The sequence below is a fragment of the Streptomyces sp. GL_140 genome (assembly GCF_057834465.1).
In genome coordinates this window covers 1-18231 of sequence record NZ_JBYQMJ010000006.1, presented here as the reverse complement: position 1 = coordinate 18231, position 18231 = coordinate 1, and the positions used below count along the sequence as shown (strand labels likewise).

The 18231-nt window shown below is 71.3% G+C and carries 20 protein-coding genes and 1 pseudogene; 15 read left to right on the top strand and 6 right to left on the bottom strand.

Annotated elements, in window-relative coordinates; genetic code table 11:
- Positions 1–1698 precede the first annotated feature (1698 nt).
- The 5 genes from AC3IYJ_RS43205 to AC3IYJ_RS43185 all read right to left on the bottom strand — a co-directional run bounded on the left by AC3IYJ_RS43205 (position 1699) and on the right by AC3IYJ_RS43185 (position 6349).
- Positions 1699–2559: a hypothetical protein gene (locus tag AC3IYJ_RS43205; protein ID WP_489403714.1), complete on the bottom strand. Its 861-nt coding sequence runs from the start codon at positions 2557–2559 to the stop codon at positions 1699–1701.
- Positions 2560–2807: 248 nt separating this feature from the next.
- Complete coding sequence (locus tag AC3IYJ_RS43200; RefSeq protein ID WP_489403713.1) at positions 2808–4625, bottom strand: helicase HerA domain-containing protein; 1818 nt, start codon at positions 4623–4625, stop codon at positions 2808–2810.
- A gap of 115 nt (positions 4626–4740) precedes the next feature.
- Positions 4741–5934, bottom strand: a complete 1194-nt coding sequence (locus AC3IYJ_RS43195; protein ID WP_489403712.1) for a hypothetical protein — start codon at positions 5932–5934, stop codon at positions 4741–4743.
- A complete protein-coding gene (locus AC3IYJ_RS43190) occupies positions 5931–6089 on the bottom strand; it encodes a hypothetical protein (RefSeq protein WP_489403711.1) in 159 nt (52 codons plus the stop codon). The genes AC3IYJ_RS43195 and AC3IYJ_RS43190 overlap by 4 nt, the downstream gene beginning before the upstream one ends.
- Entirely contained in the window at positions 6086–6349 is a 264-nt protein-coding gene (locus tag AC3IYJ_RS43185; protein WP_383200333.1) for a helix-turn-helix transcriptional regulator, read from the bottom strand. The genes AC3IYJ_RS43190 and AC3IYJ_RS43185 overlap by 4 nt, the downstream gene beginning before the upstream one ends.
- A gap of 134 nt (positions 6350–6483) precedes the next feature.
- On the opposite strand from AC3IYJ_RS43185, the gene AC3IYJ_RS43180 reads away from it, so the two are divergent.
- The 15 genes and pseudogenes from AC3IYJ_RS43180 to AC3IYJ_RS43110 all read left to right on the top strand — a co-directional run bounded on the left by AC3IYJ_RS43180 (position 6484) and on the right by AC3IYJ_RS43110 (position 16213).
- On the top strand, positions 6484–6720 hold the full coding sequence (locus AC3IYJ_RS43180; RefSeq protein ID WP_489403710.1) for a hypothetical protein: 237 nt from the start codon (positions 6484–6486) through the stop codon (positions 6718–6720).
- Positions 6717–7022, top strand: coding sequence for a hypothetical protein (locus tag AC3IYJ_RS43175; protein ID WP_489403709.1), 306 nt, complete (start codon positions 6717–6719; stop codon positions 7020–7022). Before AC3IYJ_RS43180 ends, AC3IYJ_RS43175 begins: the two co-directional genes overlap by 4 nt.
- A gap of 95 nt (positions 7023–7117) precedes the next feature.
- Complete coding sequence (ssb, locus tag AC3IYJ_RS43170; protein WP_489403708.1) at positions 7118–7615, top strand: single-stranded DNA-binding protein; 498 nt, start codon at positions 7118–7120, stop codon at positions 7613–7615.
- Positions 7616–7816: 201 nt separating this feature from the next.
- Entirely contained in the window at positions 7817–8167 is a 351-nt protein-coding gene (locus AC3IYJ_RS43165) for a hypothetical protein (protein ID WP_383200321.1), read from the top strand.
- Between the two features lie 6 nt (positions 8168–8173).
- On the top strand, positions 8174–8506 hold the full coding sequence (locus tag AC3IYJ_RS43160; protein ID WP_489403707.1) for a hypothetical protein: 333 nt from the start codon (positions 8174–8176) through the stop codon (positions 8504–8506).
- A gap of 196 nt (positions 8507–8702) precedes the next feature.
- Positions 8703–11918, top strand: coding sequence for a DUF927 domain-containing protein (locus tag AC3IYJ_RS43155; protein WP_489403706.1), 3216 nt, complete (start codon positions 8703–8705; stop codon positions 11916–11918).
- Positions 11918–12532, top strand: coding sequence for a hypothetical protein (locus AC3IYJ_RS43150; RefSeq protein ID WP_489403705.1), 615 nt, complete (start codon positions 11918–11920; stop codon positions 12530–12532). Before AC3IYJ_RS43155 ends, AC3IYJ_RS43150 begins: the two co-directional genes overlap by 1 nt.
- A 53-nt stretch (positions 12533–12585) precedes the next feature.
- A complete protein-coding gene (locus AC3IYJ_RS43145; protein ID WP_489403704.1) occupies positions 12586–12837 on the top strand; it encodes a hypothetical protein in 252 nt (83 codons plus the stop codon).
- Positions 12838–13151: 314 nt separating this feature from the next.
- Complete coding sequence (locus AC3IYJ_RS43140; protein ID WP_489403703.1) at positions 13152–13385, top strand: hypothetical protein; 234 nt, start codon at positions 13152–13154, stop codon at positions 13383–13385.
- A gap of 58 nt (positions 13386–13443) precedes the next feature.
- The gene (locus tag AC3IYJ_RS43135) at positions 13444–13842 is read left to right on the top strand and encodes a DUF3307 domain-containing protein (RefSeq protein WP_489403702.1); all 399 of its coding nucleotides are present in this window, start codon (positions 13444–13446) and stop codon (positions 13840–13842) included.
- A gap of 124 nt (positions 13843–13966) precedes the next feature.
- On the top strand, positions 13967–14149 hold the full coding sequence (locus AC3IYJ_RS43130; protein WP_489403701.1) for a hypothetical protein: 183 nt from the start codon (positions 13967–13969) through the stop codon (positions 14147–14149).
- A gap of 65 nt (positions 14150–14214) precedes the next feature.
- Positions 14215–14760, top strand: coding sequence for a hypothetical protein (locus AC3IYJ_RS43125; protein ID WP_489403700.1), 546 nt, complete (start codon positions 14215–14217; stop codon positions 14758–14760).
- 101 nt (positions 14761–14861) lie between these two features.
- Positions 14862–15494, top strand: a pseudogene (locus tag AC3IYJ_RS43120) (DUF5753 domain-containing protein); the annotation flags it as partial.
- A 23-nt stretch (positions 15495–15517) separates the two neighbouring features.
- A complete protein-coding gene (locus AC3IYJ_RS43115) occupies positions 15518–15709 on the top strand; it encodes a DUF397 domain-containing protein (RefSeq protein ID WP_489403699.1) in 192 nt (63 codons plus the stop codon).
- A 90-nt stretch (positions 15710–15799) separates the two neighbouring features.
- A complete protein-coding gene (locus tag AC3IYJ_RS43110; protein WP_489403698.1) occupies positions 15800–16213 on the top strand; it encodes a hypothetical protein in 414 nt (137 codons plus the stop codon).
- A 471-nt stretch (positions 16214–16684) separates the two neighbouring features.
- Here the strand turns inward: AC3IYJ_RS43110 and AC3IYJ_RS43105 are convergent, their stop codons facing one another.
- Positions 16685–17065, bottom strand: a complete 381-nt coding sequence (locus tag AC3IYJ_RS43105; RefSeq protein ID WP_489403697.1) for a hypothetical protein — start codon at positions 17063–17065, stop codon at positions 16685–16687.
- Between the last annotated feature and the right edge of the window lie 1166 nt (positions 17066–18231).

Below are 18231 nucleotides of genomic sequence, written 5' to 3'. Positions count from 1 at the left end.
GCCCCCGGAGGTGACGTGCATCGGCTGCGCCTCGCGGGGGGACCGCGCTGCGCGCGGCGGACGGCGGTGGCCTGCGGCCACCCGGCAGGGGCCGGTGGTCGGCGGGGACCCGGACGGCCGCCGCGCGCTTTCGCTCGAATTCCCCGGACGAATTCGTCTCGACAATCGACCCTAATTCGTCTCGATATCCGGCCCTAATTCCCCGAGATAATCGATCCGGATTCTTCACGGATTCGACTCGGAAGACTTCCAAATTACTCGGGATTTCCTCGGAAGAACGCTTCCCGCATTCGGTTCGATTCACTCCGGAGAATAGCGAGAATTTCTCTCCATGTAAATCCGGGCGGTGCCCATGCTTTCCGGTCCGGCGGGGCGGCCGGGCCCGTGCCGGCCGATCCGGAGCAGGGGGCCGAGGGGGTCCTCGGCGGGGCCGGGCCGAGGGCGGGCCCTGGAGGCCGGGTGGGGGCCGGGGAGCGGCCGAGGGGGCCTCGGGAGGCCCGGCCGGGCCGAGGGGCTCCAGGGCCCGGCAGGGGCTCCAGGGTCGTTCCGGAACGACCCGGGGGCCTCCCCCTCCCGTATGTGAGGCTCTCCGTTTCGGTCGTTCCGGTCGTTCCGGTCGTTCCATTGCAGGTCAGGGGCCCTTTTTCCGGAACGACCCCGGTCGTTCCGGTCGTTCCGGTGGTCGTTCCGGAGTCGTTCCGGTCGCCCGGGGTCGGTCCAGGGGCCCCCGCGGCCCTGCTCCGGCCCTCCCCGGTGCGGGTTGGACGAGCGGGTCCTCGGGTGGGTCGGGGGCCTGGAGGCGGCCCTCGGCGGCCGGGACGAGCGGGTCCTCGGCGGGTGGGTTCGGGCGGTCCGGGGAGCGGGTCCAGGGCGGCCGAGGCGGCCCTCGGCGGCCGGTGGGTCCGGGTGGAGCTCCACCGGTCCCCCGCGGCCCCTGCTGGCCTCCTGGCGGCCCGGGACGGACGAGCGGGCCCTCGGCTCCCCCGACCCCGGCCGAGGCCGACGAGCGGCCCCTCGGCAGACCCCGGCCGCCCGTGCCGGCCGAGGGGGCCTGACACCTGACGCTGACACTCCCCGTCCGTCTGGCGCTGGACCCGGGTCCAGCTCAGGGCCGCGCTGACGTGTCAGGAGCGGGGGCAGTGTCAGGCGCCGGGCCCGGCCGCGGAGGAGCAGGGGCTCCCCGGGGCGGCCCGTACGTCAACGAGATGACGTACGGCGGTGGCCGGTGACGTACCGGGCCGCTGCGGCCGGGCCCGGCCCCCGGCCGGTGAGTCACCGGTGAGTGGAGCGGTGACTCACCGGCCGGGGGCTCTGCGCGGACCCTCCGGCCCTGCCCGACTGCCCCGGGGGCCCTCCTCGGGTCCTACAAGGGGGGAAGGAAGGGGGGAGGGATGGGGGGAAGGGTCGGGGGAAGAGTGGGGGGAAATATGGGGGGAAGCGGTTCCGAGGGGGCCCTCGGGTCTGCCCTGGTGGGGCCCGGTTTCGGAGCCGGTGACTAGCCGGACTTATATGCCTGTAGGGGTGTGGGTCTGGGCGTGCGGGTCTGCTGGCGGGGCCGCGCCAACTTCTTTCGTGTGCGTGGTGGGCCGCGCCTGTGCGTGGTTTTGCTGGTTGCTGGCGCGGTTCTCTTTTCGAGCGGAGCGCATGCCGAATTTCGGTGTGTTCTCTGCTGGTTTGGCGCGGTGCGTGAAGACGCGTCTACCGGAGCGGGTGAATCGTGGCGCGAACAACCGGGGACCGGTCTGCGATGTGGGCCAGGGGACGGGCGTGCGCGGCGCAGGAGTAGGCGTGCGCCTCGGTCGTGCCCTGGCGGTACCGCACGGCGTGCGTGGCGCCTCCCGGGCACCGCTGCGCGTCGGGGGCCTGCGCGGTGTCGAGCGCTTCGCAGTGGCCGGGCGGTTGGTTGTACCAGACGAGCAGGGGGCCGCCGAGGGAGCGGACGATCTGGCACACGGTGTCGCGGCGGTCCACCTCCCGGCGGTTGAGCGTCGCGGGGTCCACGGGGGCCGTGGCCGCCCTCGGCGGGGCCGGAGGAGCCGATGCTCGGCGGGGAGCCGGAGCAGGCGCAGGAGCGGCCACAGGGCGGCGCGCGGGGGCGGGTCGGGCCTGCGGCCGGGGAGCGGGTCGCGGGGCCGCGGCGGGAGCGGGGGCGAACAGGCGGAGGAGTTCGTCCCGGCCGCCGTTGCGGAACCACGCGGCCATACCGGCCCGGGGCGGCTCGTACTCCTCCTCGGGCTCGTCGTCGTCCTCCTCCGGGAGCCACCGGGGTTCGGGCCGGGCGCGTGCCGGCCGAGGAGGGGGCGGAGCAGGTGCCCGCCGGACGGGGGCGGGGAGGCGGCCCTCGGGGGCGGTCCCGGTGTTGGCGCGCGTCCGGTACGGCGTGCGGACGCCGGTCCCGCAGCGGGGGCAGTGGATCGTCATGCGGTCCTTGGCCCGGGACTGCCAGTCGTGGCCGCACCCGCACTCGACCCAGACCGGGGGCCGGGCCCCTGCCTGCTCCGCCGTGGCCGCAGCCTGCTGGAAGTCCCGGGATACGGGCCCTTCCCATTCCTGGTCCATGCGGACGTGGCGGGATGCTCGGCATTCGGGGCAGCGGGTGTTCCCGCCTCGGACCGTGGTCCGGTAGGCGTGAGCGCACTTCCGGCAGACGACTTGAACTGGAACTGTCCGCATGGCCCCTCCTATTGCTGGTTCCTGGCGCGGCCGATTCGATGATCTCACGTCAGGCAACCGGCGGATAAGGGGAATTGGGTACGCCAAAGGGCCCCCGCCTCCAGGAATCAGGAGGCGGGGGCCCTTTGGGTGGGTCAGGCGATGGATTCAGCGGCGCCCACGCGGTTTCGGTGCCACTTCTGGAGTTCTTCGGCGGTCCACTTCCCGCCCTCCCCGGCGGGGAATTCGGGGTCGCGCCTCTTGGCCTGCCGGAGCGCGTCCGCGGACAGGGGGACGATCCCGTCCCGGGCGGCCCCGGCCAGGGTGTAGCGGATCTCCTGCGGGGGGAGCAGGGGCCGCGGCGGGATCGTGTCCGGCTCGTCCTTCACGAGGGAGAGGATCGGTGTCACGTCACGCTCCGAGCGTGACGGGGAGGGGACGTTTACCGAGGTGAGAGGGCCCGTGTGACGGCGTGACGTGACACCGACGCCCCCGAGGTCCGGGGCCGCGGCCACCGTGCCGGCCGTTGCCCAGTGCCTGGCCTCGGAGTCGCTGAAGAACACGACCTGCGTTTCGTGGGCCACCCCGCCCAAGACGACCTGCGCGCGGCCGATGTGGCGGGTGGAACGGGGTACCGGCTGGACTTCCGGGACGAGCATGTTCCACGCGTTCCGGGTGTAGCGGGCCAGAATTCGAGTCGCGAAGCACTCCCGGACTTCCGGTCCACCAAGGGCGGTTGCGGTCGCAGACTGAGCGACCAGAAAGACGTGCATCTTGACCGCGCGACCCATGAAAAGAATTTCCCGCAGCGCGTCAATTGCGGGGGATTCCTTCGGGTCTGCGGGTCCGAATTCATCACCCTTTGTCTTCCGAATTGAGCCCCAATACCGCTTCAATTTCGAGACGGTGGCGTTGGCCTCCTCCAGGATGATTCCCATTCGGGGGCCTACCGGGGCTTCCCCTTCTCCCTCCCAGTCGTCCACCACGATGTTCCGGTGGTGGCCCTCGGCTCCGAGGCGGACCAGGGCTTCGTGGATGTCCCCGATTTCGCGGCAGTAGAGCACGTTCGGCAGGCCGCGGGCCCACTTGTGGGAGTGCCGCTTGAAGTCCAGGACCACAAGCTGGGAGCCGTTGTGCAGCATCTGGGAGGCCATGGTCCGCGTGATGACCGACTTCCCTCCGCCCGTGGACGCGCTGACCAGGACGTGAGGCGACTCCGCGTCCAGGTCCACGGCCACCTTGATGCTCTGCGGGCCGAGGCCGATCAGGGGAGCCGACTCCGCGGCGGAGAGGACCAGCTCCTGGACCTTCTCCTCCGCGAACATGACCCGGGCCGGGGGCCTCGGGGTCTGCCGGACGAGCAGGTGGGGCCTGCGGCCCTCCACCTTGAACGACACCGTGGCGTCGGACAGCCCCAGCTTGGCCTTGACGATCGCTCCGACCGTGGCCGCCGCTCCGTCCACTCCGACGAACGTCGGGGGGAGGTCGATACGCCCGATGTCGGTCAGGCTCGGGTACTCCCGAGGGATGTGGATGTACGAGCGGGCCGCCGTGCCGGCCGGGAGGCCGAGGGGGCCCTCCAGGGCGACGTGGAGAGGCTGGATCCAGTCCCGGTGGTGCAGCGCGTTCTTGACGATGTCCAGGGACTTCACGCCGAGGCCGAAGGCTCCGGCACCGGCCAGACCCTGGAGGCTGTACGTCGCGATCTGGGGGTCCGCGGCGTAACCCCAGAGGGTGACCCCCGCGGCGGTGCCGGAGCCGAACCGGACCCCCGCGCGCTCGGCCCGGGAGAGGAGTCCCCACCGGGTCGCCCGGTAGTTGGGCATGGGGTAGGTCCCGTGCCGGAACCATCCCGCGTCGGTCCGGGGGTTCCCGTCCATGTACTGGCCGGTGGTGAACCTCCACACCGGCTGGACCACGGCGCACGTGGTCTGAATTGCGGACTTGAGTCGGTTCTCTGACAGGGTGGTCATCGATCTCTCCTGTTGCCGTAGGAAGTGTCAGGAGTGGGTCACGAGGTTCCGCCCGGTTCGAACGGGCGGAACCTCTTTCGTTCCGGCCGGAACCATGAGGTTCCGGGGGGCGGAACTACATGTAGGCGCCGGTACCGCGCTCCGTGTGGGCCTCGGACACAAGGCGCCGGAGGTACCGGTCCGAGGGCGGAACAATCCCGGACGCGGCCAGGGTCTCCCGGATCCGCGCGGGGTCCGTGGTACCGGCCGAAATCAGTTCCCGGGCCGCACGGGTGGCCGCTCCCCGGGAGGGAGCCGCGGGGGTCTGCGGTTCCGCCGGAACAAAGGCGGAACCAGGATTGACCTGCGAAGGAACCTCGGCGGACGTTCCCGCCTCGGCGGTCATCAACTCGGGGACGGCGGAGAAGTGCGGAACCTGCTCCGGTTCCGCCGGAACCAGCGGAACCACGGGGGCCATGGCCGGAACCTGCTGCGCCGGAACCTCGGGGAGCGCGAGTTCCGCAAGGGCCGGAACCTCGGGGGAACCTGACGGAACCTCTGCCGGAACCTTCTGGTTCCGCGTGGCCGGAACCACGGCCGGAACCTCGGCGGGGACGTTCCGACCCGTGCTCCAGTTGTGCCGCTGTTCGATTGTGGCGAGACCCGCCACCGACTTCCGGCGGACCACACGATCAACGATCAGGGACTCCGCTCGGTCACCCTCGGCCGGGTCCAGACCATGCCGGGCCGCATCGATCGCAGCGGCCAGAGCGGCGGCCCTGCGGCGGTGCCTCCAGGTCCCCGACTCCACCGCGGCCACCTTGTCCGCCAGGTTCACCGCACGGTCCGCCGCGCGGCTCCGAGAGATGGCCGCGGAGTCGGCACCACGGCGCCCGATCCCGAGGGAGGCGGTCAGCCGCTCCTTGAGTTCGCGCAGGGCCGCTTGGACGAGTCCGTCCGAGTGAGCCCCGGACATCCGGACTTCGAGTCCCAGGAGCAGGTGGAGGAGCAGGGTCAGGAGGACGGGACCGAGTGCCGCACGGACCAGACCGCCGGTCCCGCCGGACACCTGGAACGCCGGGACCATCTGCACGAGGACGGCCGCGTACGCGATGTAGGCGGGCCCCTTCGTGCGGGTGGCCCACGCGTAGACGGTCAGGGCGACGATCGCAGCCTCGGCCACGCCGCAGAGGAGAACCTGCTCCCAGGTCTCGGAGATCCCCAGGGTGGTCTTGAGGAAGCGGGCGGAGGTGTCGGCGGACATGCCGAGCGCCATGCCGGCCGGGACGAGCAGGCCGTACGTCGCGGCTTTCGTGCGGTCCATCTTCATCGGGTGTTCTCCTCGGGGGTCGTGCTGCTCTGCGCGGTGGCGGTGTCCTCGGTCGGGTCGGTCGGCTCCGGCTCCTCGGCGGCGAACAGGTCCAGCTGTCCCGGAAGCGGGACCACCTTTCGCGCGCCGAGGACTCCGGCGGGGGTCAGCTTCACGGGGAGTCGCCCCCGTCCGGGGCCGGGTGCCGCTCCGCGATGAGCCGGAGGAGTTCGGCGTACTGGACCCGAGCGTCTCCGCGGGGGTCGTAGCGGCCCGCCTCCCACGCGCTGACGGCCCCGCGGGTGACTCCGATCGCCTCGGCCACCTGCGTCTGCGTCAGGCCCTGCGCGCGGCGCAGGCGTTCCCGCTCCGCCGGTTCGGGGAGCTGGTCCGCCTGCGGACCCTTCTGCTCCAGGAGTGCATGGATCTTGCTCATGTCTACCTCTCCCTTGCGCTTGCCTGACATCAAAGTACCCCTCTAACTATCGCTGCGTCTATCGCGCTGCTACCGTTTGTCGTGTCGATTCTCTCGCGTCCACCTGTCGGGTGAACGCATGAAGGGGGTAAGTCATGGCTGAGCCGAGGCAGTACACGGCAGGGGAAGCGGTCCGACTGGCGGGCCTGGTGGCTCGTACCGCCGCGGTGATGGCGCGCGGCGGGTCGGTTGGACCCGTGGACCGGGCCATCACGAAGTTGCAGGAGGAGGCGTGCGCCCGGGAGGCGTTGCAGGACAAGGCGCGCGCCGAGGCCCAGCAGAAGAAGACCGACGAGAAGATCGCGCGCCGCGCGGCCCGGCGGTTCTGGTGAGCACCCGCCAGGAGGCCATGCCGGCCGAAGTGTTCCGACAGATCGGCGTGTCGGCGGAGGGTGCTCCCCTCTACGCCTACGCGGACAAGTCCCCGCTGGTCCAGCCCCAGCCCGTTCCGGCCGCCCGGCCCGTGGGCCTGTACGTGGCCGCGGGCATCGGCGGCGCGGTGGCCCTCTCCTTCCTGGCCATGGCCGCCGCACTCCTGGCGGTCGCGGTCGCGGTCGGGGCGGTGTCAGTGACCGTGTGTGTACTGGTCCTGCGGGGGATGTGGCAGGACATGCAGGCGGGCCGCAAGAACTGACGGCCCTCCAGTCCTGCCGGTCCGTTCGCGCACCGGCAGGGCGGAGGGTCGGGCAGTTCGCCCGGCCCCGCCTCACTCGCAGATGGGACAGCACCATGACGAACGGCACGCGCATCACCATCGTGGGCAACCTGACGGACGACCCGGAACTGCGGTTCACCCCGAGCGGTTCCGCGGTCGCGAAGTTCAGCGTCGCGGTCAACCGCCGGACGTTCGACAGGCAGGCCAACGAGTGGAAGGAGGCGGGGGCCGACTTCCACCGCGTCACCGCGTGGCGAACCCTGGCCGAGAACGTGGCCGCGACCCTGGCCAAGGGGACGCGGGTCATCGTGACCGGGGACCTGCGCCAGAGTTCGTGGAAGGACGACAAGACGGGCGAGACCCGGTACGCGTGGGAGTTGGCGGCCGAGGCGGTTGGGCCTGACCTGACGTTCGCCACGGCGACCGTGGCCAAGGTGGCCAAGACGAGCGGCTCGGCCCCGGGGGATGACACGTGGGCCACCGCCTCCCGGACCCGTCCCGCGGTCCCGGCCGGGGCTCCGGCGCCTGCTGCGGCCGGGGGTCAGGAACCGCAGGCAGAGCCCCCGTTCTAGCCCATGCCCTCCCCGTGTCGGCGCCCGGTGGTCCTCCTCCTGGAGGGCCCCGGGCGCTTGTCGTCTCCGGGGGCGAGCGTGTCCTCCTCCCCTGCTGAGGAGTTCGGCCCGGGACTGGCGACGAATCGCCCGATCAGGTAGTAGCGCACGGCGCCTGATGGGGCGTAAGGTTCGTGACACATTCACGAAAGGAGTTGTGACGTGACCGCTACCGCGACCGAAACCACGGCGCCCGGCCCCGTCCCTCCCATGGTCCCCGCTGACTGGAGGGTGACCGAGGAGGGCACGGTCCGTGTCTCCGATGTGGCCCGTACGGCGGGTGACTACCAGTCCGTGAACTACGCGGTGCGCAAGTACATCCCGGTGGTTGACCAGCACGGGCAGGGGCGGAGCCGGTACATCCCGGTGGCCGAGGCCCTGCTCCTGGTGGCCGCTGCGGCCCTGGCGGTCGCGGCCGGGGTGGCCCTGGCGCAGATGTACCGCGCGATGAAGGCGAGCGGCGCCACGATCAGCGCGGACGCGCTGACCATTCCCCTGCGGCTCCAGGGCTGACCGGCGATGATCCGCACCCCGAGCGCGAACGACTTCGCGGACTGGAGCGAGGAGGAGGCCCTGATCCTCTGGTCGAACCTCGGCTACGGCGACAGGCAGAACTTCCCCGGTGTCCGTCTGGCCGCTCTGTTCATGCTGCACGGCGTTGACGCGGGTGGCCGCCGGACCCTCGGCCGCCTGTTCGCGTCCCTGGCCCCTCACCCCGCGCTCCGCCTGCTCCTGGTCTTGCTGCTGGCCCTGACGAATCGGCCGGCACGCATAGCGGCCCCCGCTCCGGCGCCCCTTGCCCTGACTTCCCAGAGGAGGTCTCTCCGGATCACTCCGTCCCGCGCCCCGTGACCATCCGACCCCGCTCCGGCGGGGGTCACCGCGCAGGACCAACCCGGCCCCAGAAATGCCGAAAGCCCCGGGATCCGACTCCCAGGGCCTGGCATTCGTCCCAGCTAAGGACTTTGATGCACTACGCCAAGAGTACCCAGTGCGCGCCCCCGCGCACCACAGACCCCCGTGCCGGCCGATTCGCCGGGGGTGTCCGATGACGGAACAGGCAACCCGCCCGGCGCCCACGGCCTCGGCCGCAGAGACGACCGGTGCGTCCCGGATCCCGGGCGCGAAGATCAGCAAGACGGAGTGGTGGTTCCGCCCGGCGGACCGGATGGTCCTCCAGGTCTCTTTCGTGATGGAGCCGAACCCCGAGGGCGGGGCCCCGGTCCGGGTGGCGATCGGTGAGCCGGTGGGCACGGTCCCCCCGGTCACCGGGTGGGTCACGAAGAAGGATGAGGACGGGCAGGACACCACCATCGAGTACCGGCTCCGCGGGAAGTCTGACCGCTGCGTGGTCGTCTCCGAGGACGATCTCGACAGGGGCACGTGGGCCGGTCGGGTCGGGCAGGAACGGCCCTCGGGCAACGACGCAAAGTTGGCGTTCGCCCTGGTCATCAGGCAGGAGGCCCGGGACCGGGCCCCGGAGGTGACAGCCGTCCCGTACATGGACGGCGGCGCCATGTTCTTCCCCGAGGCCGACACACAGAACATCGGCTACCGGCAGTTGGCCGGCACGGAGGAGCAGGCGCGCGCGGCGTGGGAGACGATCCTCGGTCATGCCCTGGCGCACCCCCAGACGCTCCTTGCCCTCGGCCAGTTCATGGCCGGGCCGCTGGTCTCCCCATTCGGTCTGGTGGCCCACATCCTGAATCTCGTTGGCCCTGGTCAGCGGGGGAAGTCCACGACTCAGGTCACGCAAGCCGCCATGTTCGGCCGGGTGAAGGAGGGGATCCTCCGCTCCTGGAACTCCTCGGCGCAGGGGATCCCGCAGATCCTCCGCCGGGCCCGGTTCCTGCCCCTCGCGCTGGAGGAGAACAGCGCCAAGGGTGACGGCGTGGCCAAGACCGAACAGATGATGTCCTCCATCGTCGGCGGCGCCAACCGGTCCATGGGGTCGGCGGACGGCAACGGCGGTGCCTCCCTCGGCGCGTGGTCCTCGGCCCTCTCCTCCAGCTCGAACCTGTCGCTCCGGCGGCCCGGTCAGTCCGAGGACCTGGCGTCCCGGCTGTACGAGCTGGAGGCCCCGTTCTGGCCGAACATCTACGTGGACCGCAACGGGCAGGAAGTCCCCGAGGGGACCCCGAAGTCCATGCACCTGGCGAAGTGGGTCAAGCGCGCGGCGGGCAATCACCACGGGTGGCCGTTCGAGTGGGCGTACAAGGAAGGCTGGTTCACGGCCGAGGGCCTGGAGAAGCTCCAGGACTTGCACGACGCGGCCACCCAGAGGATCGCCCCGAAGGGTGGCGGTATCGCCGGGACAGTCGGGGAGGTCTACGCCCTGTGGACCGTGGGCGCCCACCTCCTCGGGTCCGCGGTCGGCATCGATGGGTGCGGCCCGGCCGCGGAAGCCGAGGCACTGCGGAAGCTTCCGGCGGCCCTCCTCTCCTCCGCCTCGGCGGCCCTGACCCCGGCCGAACAGCTCTGGGAGGCCATCACGGCCGCCATGGCGAAGATGCACCACTTCCCCGTACTGGACCTCTCCCGGGGCGCAGGTCCGAACTCCGCCCATCTGCTCATGGAGCAGATGCGGGACAAGGGGTCCGACGTTCACGGGTTCGTCTCGGAGCCGGACAAGCGGCTGTGGTTCATCCCGGGGAAGCTGCGGGAAGTCGCGGAACGCGCTCACCTCGGGGACACCATGCATGCGGGTCTGGCGGGAATGAAGGAGGCAGGGGTCCTGCTCCCTGGGGACGGGAAGAACCTCCCGGCCCTCTGCCCCCGGCCCCTGCGTCAGGTTCCTGGACTTGGCGTCCGGCTCTACCGGTTCGACCTGACCGCAGCGGAGGGGACGTTCGGGGGAGGCGACGATCCCGAGGGGCCCGAGGGTGGGCCCGAGGCTCCGCCCTCGCTGATCTGCAACGGGTACAGCTTCGGCAAGCCGTGCGGGATGCCGCTGCACCCGGACGGCGACGACGGGAACGGCCGGCACGCCAACTGTGTACCTGCTCCGGCGGCGTGGCCTGCCGGGACGATCGGCGCGCAGGTGGCGGCCGAGGCCCTGTTCGACCCCGAGCCTGCGGCGGAGGTTCCGGCCCCTCGGCCGCCGGAGCAGCCGGTCCAGGCCCCGGCTGTACGTGAAGTGGTTGACGTACCAGCCCCCTCCGGTGACGTTCGTCCGTCCCGGCCGGGGAGGAGGACCCCCTCGGGGGCCCCGGTGGCGTCCAAGCTCGTGGTCCCCGAGGGCCCGCACTCCGCGTTTCTGGAGGCGGCCCTCGGCCGGAAGTCCGTGACCACCCAGGAGCAGGTGGAGGCCCTGGCCGAGCGTCTGCTCCTGCTGGACGAGCCGGAGATCGGCAAGACCCCGCAGCGGCTCCGCCTGCTGGCAGCGATGGAGGGCGGCCGGGACTTCGACGGGCCGTTCGTCGCACGGCGCGGCGGGAAGGCGGCCCGGTGGAAGCCGGAGCGTCCCGCCATCATCGACGCGGCCCGCGTGATGGACGGCTGGTCCTGGGAGCTGGAGGAGTACGACGGCGACGTCGTCGTCATGGACCGCAACGGCTCCTGGCCTACCGCGGTGTCCTCGGTCCGCGTCGTCTGGGGTCAGATGGAGAACACCGGGCCCATCGAGGAAGTCACCGGGGTTCCGCGGCCCGGCTACTACAAGGTCCGCGTCTGGCCCTGGACCGAGAAGGACATGCCGTCCCCCCTCGGCAACGAGACCGTGGGAGAAGAGCGCTGGATCACCGGCACCCGTATGCAGCTCCTCGTGGATCTGGTCAGTGCCGGCCGATGGCCGGACGCCTCGGCCTCGGACTCCTGGACCGGTGACCCGGTGCGGCTGTCCGCGTGGGCGCACTTCATCGGGGAATGCCGCCGGTACGCCCTGGAGACCCACGGCCGGGAGTCCAGCGCGTACGACGCGGTGAAGGAAGCGTTCGGCCAGTCCATGGGCCTGATGTACGGCTCCTTGTCGGGCGCGGGCGCGCAGACCACCAGGGTGTGGAACTGCAAGACCCGCCGGACCGATTGGGTCCACGCGATCAAGGACCAGGCATCCGCGACGATCTGGCGGACCGCGGACAAGGTGCGGCGCCTCGGGGACGGCATGGCGCCGGTTGCCCTGCGGAACGTGGACGAGTTGGTCCTCCCGGCTGGGGCCCTGGAGGGGGCGACCGCGGGTGAGCGGCCCGCGCTGCGGCTGGACGAGTCGGGGACGACGTTCGGCACCTGGAAGATCAAGGGCACTGAGAACTGGGGGGCCGAGTAATGGCGAAGAAGCGCGACACTGGAGAGGGCCAGGAATACGCGGACGCCGAGGCGGAAGCGGTGGCGCAGGCAGTTGCAGACGCCTATGACGCGTGGGGCGCCGATAACGAGGCGGAGCCCACCCGGGCCGACGTGCGCGCGGTGGTCGAATGGGCCGGGCACGTCATGCCCGCGAACAACGGAAAGCGCCGGACCCGCGTCGAACTCTCCCCGGAGAAGATGAAGAAGGTCCGGAAGATCGTCGAGAAGGTCAAGAAGGCGACCGCGAAGAAGGAAACGGCCAAGCCCTCCGCCCGCTACAAGGCCAAGAGCCCCCGGGCGCGCTGGAACGAACTGGCTAAGTCCCCTCGTGGCCGGGCCGCAGCAAAGAGCGTGGGTCTCTCTCCGTCCGCGAAGACTGCCAAGCGTTGGGCTTCTGGCGGCGCCCCGAGCAAGGCGTACGCGGCGAAGATCAGCGAGGCATACGACGCACTCCGGAACTGGAATGTCCGGGAGGCAGGAGAGGCATCTGCCGCAGCGAGCAAGGAAGCGGCGGATGCGATGACCGAGGCCATGAAAGACCGGTACGGCGTGAACATCCGGTTCCGGGACATCGACCATATGGACTTCGAGTAGGACTAGAGGGGGCCCGGGCCTGGGCCCCCTTCCCTGAGGAGGAGAGACTCCGGATGACTGCCACTCATGAAGCCGAACCCGTCAAGGCGCACGGGATGATGCGGACGATCACGCACGATGCTCTGGCCCGTTCTCTGGACGGGAGGCTCCAGTCCATGGAGTCGCAGATCGTCGCGTACACCCGGCAGGGCATGAGCAAGGAGGCCCGCGAAGTCGCCGTGAAGCTGGAGGCCCTGGAGGAGTTCGCCGCGGAATTTTCGGGTCCCGGGTGGCGGCAATACGTCAAGGAGAACCCCCAGAGCTGATCCGGCCCCGCCGATCGGCCGGCACGCGACAGGGCCCCGCTCCCCCACCGGGAGGGCGGGGCCCTGTCGCGTCCCCCTGTCGCACGGCCTGTCACATGGCCTGTCACACGTGGGCCTGTCGCGTGCTCTGACCTGCTCTGACACCCCGTAACCCCCCTCCCTTGGCTCGGTGTTACAGCCCATGTGACAACAACGCGCGCCCCCTGCACGCCTGTTGCTCCGGGTGAAGTGGCCGGTACCCCTTGTGATCTTTGTAGGGTCACCCCTACAGTTCTTCATGTCGGGTCAACCCGACAAAACCCGAGGGGGTAGCCATGTCCCGCAAGCTCAACAAGAAGTCGCGCGCCACCCTTCACCGCCTCTGCCTGATCGTCGCCGTGGTGTTCGCGGTCCCGACTTACCTCCTGGTCCCGGTCACCGGCCGCGGCCCGATCGGCGCGGCCACCATCGCGGCCGGAGCCCTCGCGTACGCCGCGGTGCAGCTCCTCGGCCGGAAGGCCCACGCGATCGGCACCGCCCCGAGGCCCCGCACCCGGACCGCCAAGTAGGCCCCGCTGGACGGCCGTCCGAATCGGCCGCCCGGCACCCCGACCCGGAGGTAGCCCGATGTTCGCCACGCTCTTCATCCTGCTCTTCGTCTCCCACCTGCTGAGCGACTACCCGTTCCAGACCGACCACCAGGCCAGCCACAAGGCGGCCCGCACCGCGGCTGGTTGGCTCGCCAACGGGGTGCACGCCGGCACGCACGTGCTCACCACCGCCGCGGCCCTGCTCCTCGGGTGGGCCGCCCTGGACCTCTCCCTCCCCCTGCCCGTGGCCGCGGCCGGACTCCTGTGGATCGGGGTCTCCCACTCCTTCATCGACCGCCGGTGGGCGGTGGCCTGGTGGATGCAGCACACCGGGCAGCAGGAGTTCGTCAAGCACGGAGGGGCCGCCCACGTGGACCAGGCAGCCCACATGGGGGCCCTGCTCCTGGCCGCCCTCGGCATGGCCGCGGCCCTGTGACCGCCGTACTCAACCGGTGGCGCTGCCGACACTGCGACACCTGGAACGGCGCCCGAGACGCACGCCGCTGCCACTGCTGCGACATGCCCCGCGCCCCCCGCTGACTCCGACCGAAAGGCACGTCATGCAGACCCACCCCACCCCCGACCGAGAGGCCGAGGCCCTGGAACTGGCGGAGCAGGTGGCCGCCCTCCTGACCCGCCTCCAGGCCCTCGGCCCGGTGGCCCCCGCGAACGGCAGCCTCCTGGTCCTCGGCGGAGTGATCCGCCCGGACGGCAATGGCTCCTGGTCCGTCCGCTCCCGCTGACCCCCAACCACCGCCCGACCCGGCGGCCGGCATACCCGGCCGCCCCACCGAGAGGACTCACCACCATGGACCGCGACGACCGCTCTTTCGCCTGGACCTTCGGCGACCTGGACACCCCGCCCCAGTACGCGCACCACAAGGGCCGGATGAAGCTGGAGCACCAGGACACCCAGGCCCGGGAGGTCAACGGCGCGACCACGTGGTGGGAGGACGGGACCACCTCCTACGTGCTGCACTTCCGGACCGGTCAGGTCCACGGCTGGACCCTGGCGGACGAGACGGACACCGCGATCCAGGCCCTGGACTCCCTGCGCCTCGGGGAGGAGATCAGCGGTGACCGCCTCTGGAGCGCGCTCCGCGACATCCGGCGCCTGCGCACCCGGCTGGAGGCCCTGGAGGGCGAACTCGTCCTCTACGCCCGGGAGGACGGGCCCGAGGGCCGCCCCCGGATGCCCTTCCGGGAGATCGGGGAGGTCACCCAGACCCACCACACCACGGTGGCGGAGCGGGTCCAGCGGATGACGGGCGGGGAGTTCCCCGCCTGGCGTCACTGGCTCGTCCAGGGCACCGCGCGTGACGAGACGTACGGACCGACGACCCCCACCGTCTGAGACCCCGGGCCGCCGCGCGAACCGCGGCGGCCCGGTCTGACCGAACAGATGTGATCCAGATCTCACCGTCGATACGGTGGGCCCCAACAGGAAGGCAGATCATGACAGATGACGTGATCCGAGCACTTCGTGCCCGGGACCAGCAGGGAATGGGCCGCGTGGCCGGTGGGATGGGCGGCGGCGCAACCGACCGACTCGCCACCCTGGACGGGCAGGCCAGCACGCTCCGGGTGTGGTCCCCGCAGTTGGTCCCCGGACTCCTCCAGACCGACACCTACGCGGCCGGGGCCATCAAGGCCATGACCCCCTCCCTCTCCGGCTACGAGCTGGTAGCCCGAGTCAAGCGCAGGGCGCAGCGGCGTAACGCGTTCCTGGAGCGGTGGGCCGGTCCCGAGACGGACGAGACCCCCGGACTCGCGTGGCTCCTCATGGGGGAGTCCGCGATCATCCACCCCACCTTGTCCGCGCACGGGCACGCGGTGCAGCTCCTCCGGCTCCTGGAGATCACGGAGAAGTACCCGCGGATCATCGTCCAGGTACTCCGCGACGACGTACCCAACCCCGGCCAGAGCGGCGCGTTCTCGCTCCACAACCTGGCCGATGGCCTGCGCGTCGGCCACCTGGAAAGCCTGGTCGGAGGCTGGTACACCACCGCCCCCGAGGACATCAGCCGGATGTACTCTGCGTTCTCCGACATGACGACGCGGGCCTACACCCCCACGGAGTCACGAGAGTTCATCGCGGAGGAGATCACCACATGCTGGGCCAGCACCAGGGAGCAGAGTTCCGGAAGTCCTCACACTCCGATCCGGACAATTGCGTCTTCGTCGCCCGGCCTCCCGTCGGCACCGTAGCGGTCAAGGACGGGAAGGATCCCCAGGGCCCGGCCCTGGAGTTCGACCGCCCCCAGTGGGCCGCATTCGTGGAGTGGACCGGCCGCCGAGCCTGACCTCCCGGACGCAACGAACGGGCCGCCCCCATCCGAATTGGGGGCGGCCCGTTCTCCACATCATGACCCGTATCTGAGCTGGAGGACAGCATGAGTCCCGACTCCCAGACCACCGGCCGGCACTGCCAAGCCTGCGGGCACCCCTTCACCGAGGCCGACCCCGTGATGGTCCTGGACGGCAACGTCCGGATCCACGTCAGCCACTCCCTGGACCCCCGCACCGGCTTCTACGGCGCGCGCGCCGCCTGCGACTGCGGGGCCTCCTCGGCCCGGCCGAGGCCCCACTCCCTGGACTGCGCCATCCACTTCCCCGTACTGACCGAGGAGGAGGAGAACCGGCACCACCGGGCCGCGGTCACCGCGAACCAGGAGTACGCCGAGGCCCACCCGGAATACGACCCGTGGGCGGCCGGGCCTGACCCGGACTTCACGCTCTTCATGACCGCCCGCGTGCCCGAACTCCTGGAGGGCCCGCTCCTCCCCCCGAGGGGTGCCAGGGCCTGACCCCGCCCGACCCCGCTCGAACCTCGGCCCCCCGTCCTCTCCAGGGCGGGGGGCCGAGGCTTGCCCACGACCTCCCCAGGCTTGCCCACGACCTCCCCAGGCTTGCCCACGACCTCCCCAGGCTTGCCCACGACCTCCCCAGGAACCTCCCCAGGAACCTCCCCAGGAACCTCCCCAGGCTTGCCCACCACCTCCCCAGGCTTGCCCAACTCCCCGGCAGGGCAGGGCTGGAGAGGGCCGAGGATGGCCAGGGGGGTTGCACCGGAAGGGGGCTGGACCGTTGTCTCCATAGGTGCCCCGGGAGTTGCTCCGAAGGTTGCACCGGAGGTGGGGCAAGCCCCTCGCGAAGTACGGGAGTTGGCGCAGGTCAGACCCCGTGGGCAAGCCCTTTTCCTGCGCCGACACCTCTTTCCGCGCGATAGCCGCGGGTGGAGGTCATCCCCGTTCGGGGGCCGGGGGCGGCCCGGCGGATCAGTCCGAGGCGCACCCGGCCGCGGTCAGCCCCTCAGTGATGGCGGCCCGCTCGTCGGCGGTCAACGGGCGCGTGCTGTCCCACTCGTTGTTGGGGTCCCAACCGAACAGGATCACCGGGCCGCGCGTCTCGGGGGCAGCCTCGGCCGGGAACCCCCCGACACTCGCCAGCACAACGGCGGCGTACGGGTTGGGCGCGTACACCTCCCGCAGCAGCAGCGCGGAATCCGACATCGCGAGGCGCAGGCGGGACCCGTCCCTGAGGAACGCGCGCCCGATGCCGTGCGGCCCCAACTCCTTCTCTGCGGTGGCGATGCGCTCGCCCCACACGGCGCGGCCATCGGGGTGGATCAGGACGTACACGGGTGCGTCAGCAGTCATGCACTGACCGTAGCGAAACGCGGGGCCTCGGTTGGCCCGGTACGTCATCCCGTTGACGTACCGGGGGCCTCGGGGTGCGCCTGCTCCTCCCCGGCCGGGGTGGGTCCGGACCGGGGGAGGGGATCGGCCGGCACGGGCGGCCGGGGTCTGCCGAGGGGCCGCTCGTCGGCCTCGGCCGGGGTCGGGGGAGCCGAGGGCCCGCTCGTCCGTCCCGGGCCGCCAGGAGGCCAGCAGGGGCCGCGGGGGACCGGTGGAGCTCCACCCGGACCCACCGGCCGCCGAGGGCCGCCTCGGCCGCCCTGGACCCGCTCCCCGGACCGCCCGAACCCACCCGCCGAGGACCCGCTCGTCCCGGCCGCCGAGGGCCGCCTCCAGGCCCCCGACCCACCCGAGGACCCGCTCGTCCAACCCGCACCGGGGAGGGCCGGAGCAGGGCCGCGGGGGCCCCTGGACCGACCCCGGGCGACCGGAACGACTCCGGAACGACCACCGGAACGACCGGAACGACCGGGGTCGTTCCGGAAAAAGGGCCCCTGACCTGCAATGGAACGACCGGAACGACCGGAACGACCGAAACGGAGAGCCTCACATACGGGAGGGGGAGGCCCCCGGGTCGTTCCGGAACGACCCTGGAGCCCCTGCCGGGCCCTGGAGCCCCTCGGCCCGGCCGGGCCTCCCGAGGCCCCCTCGGCCGCTCCCCGGCCCCCACCCGGCCTCCAGGGCCCGCCCTCGGCCCGGCCCCGCCGAGGACCCCCTCGGCCCCCTGCTCCGGATCGGCCGGCACGGGCCCGGCCGCCCCGCCGGACCGGAAAGCATGGGCACCGCCCGGATTTACATGGAGAGAAATTCTCGCTATTCTCCGGAGTGAATCGAACCGAATGCGGGAAGCGTTCTTCCGAGGAAATCCCGAGTAATTTGGAAGTCTTCCGAGTCGAATCCGTGAAGAATCCGGATCGATTATCTCGGGGAATTAGGGCCGGATATCGAGACGAATTAGGGTCGATTGTCGAGACGAATTCGTCCGGGGAATTCGAGCGAAAGCGCGCGGCGGCCGTCCGGGTCCCCGCCGACCACCGGCCCCTGCCGGGTGGCCGCAGGCCACCGCCGTCCGCCGCGCGCAGCGCGGTCCCCCCGCGAGGCGCAGCCGATGCACGTCACCTCCGGGG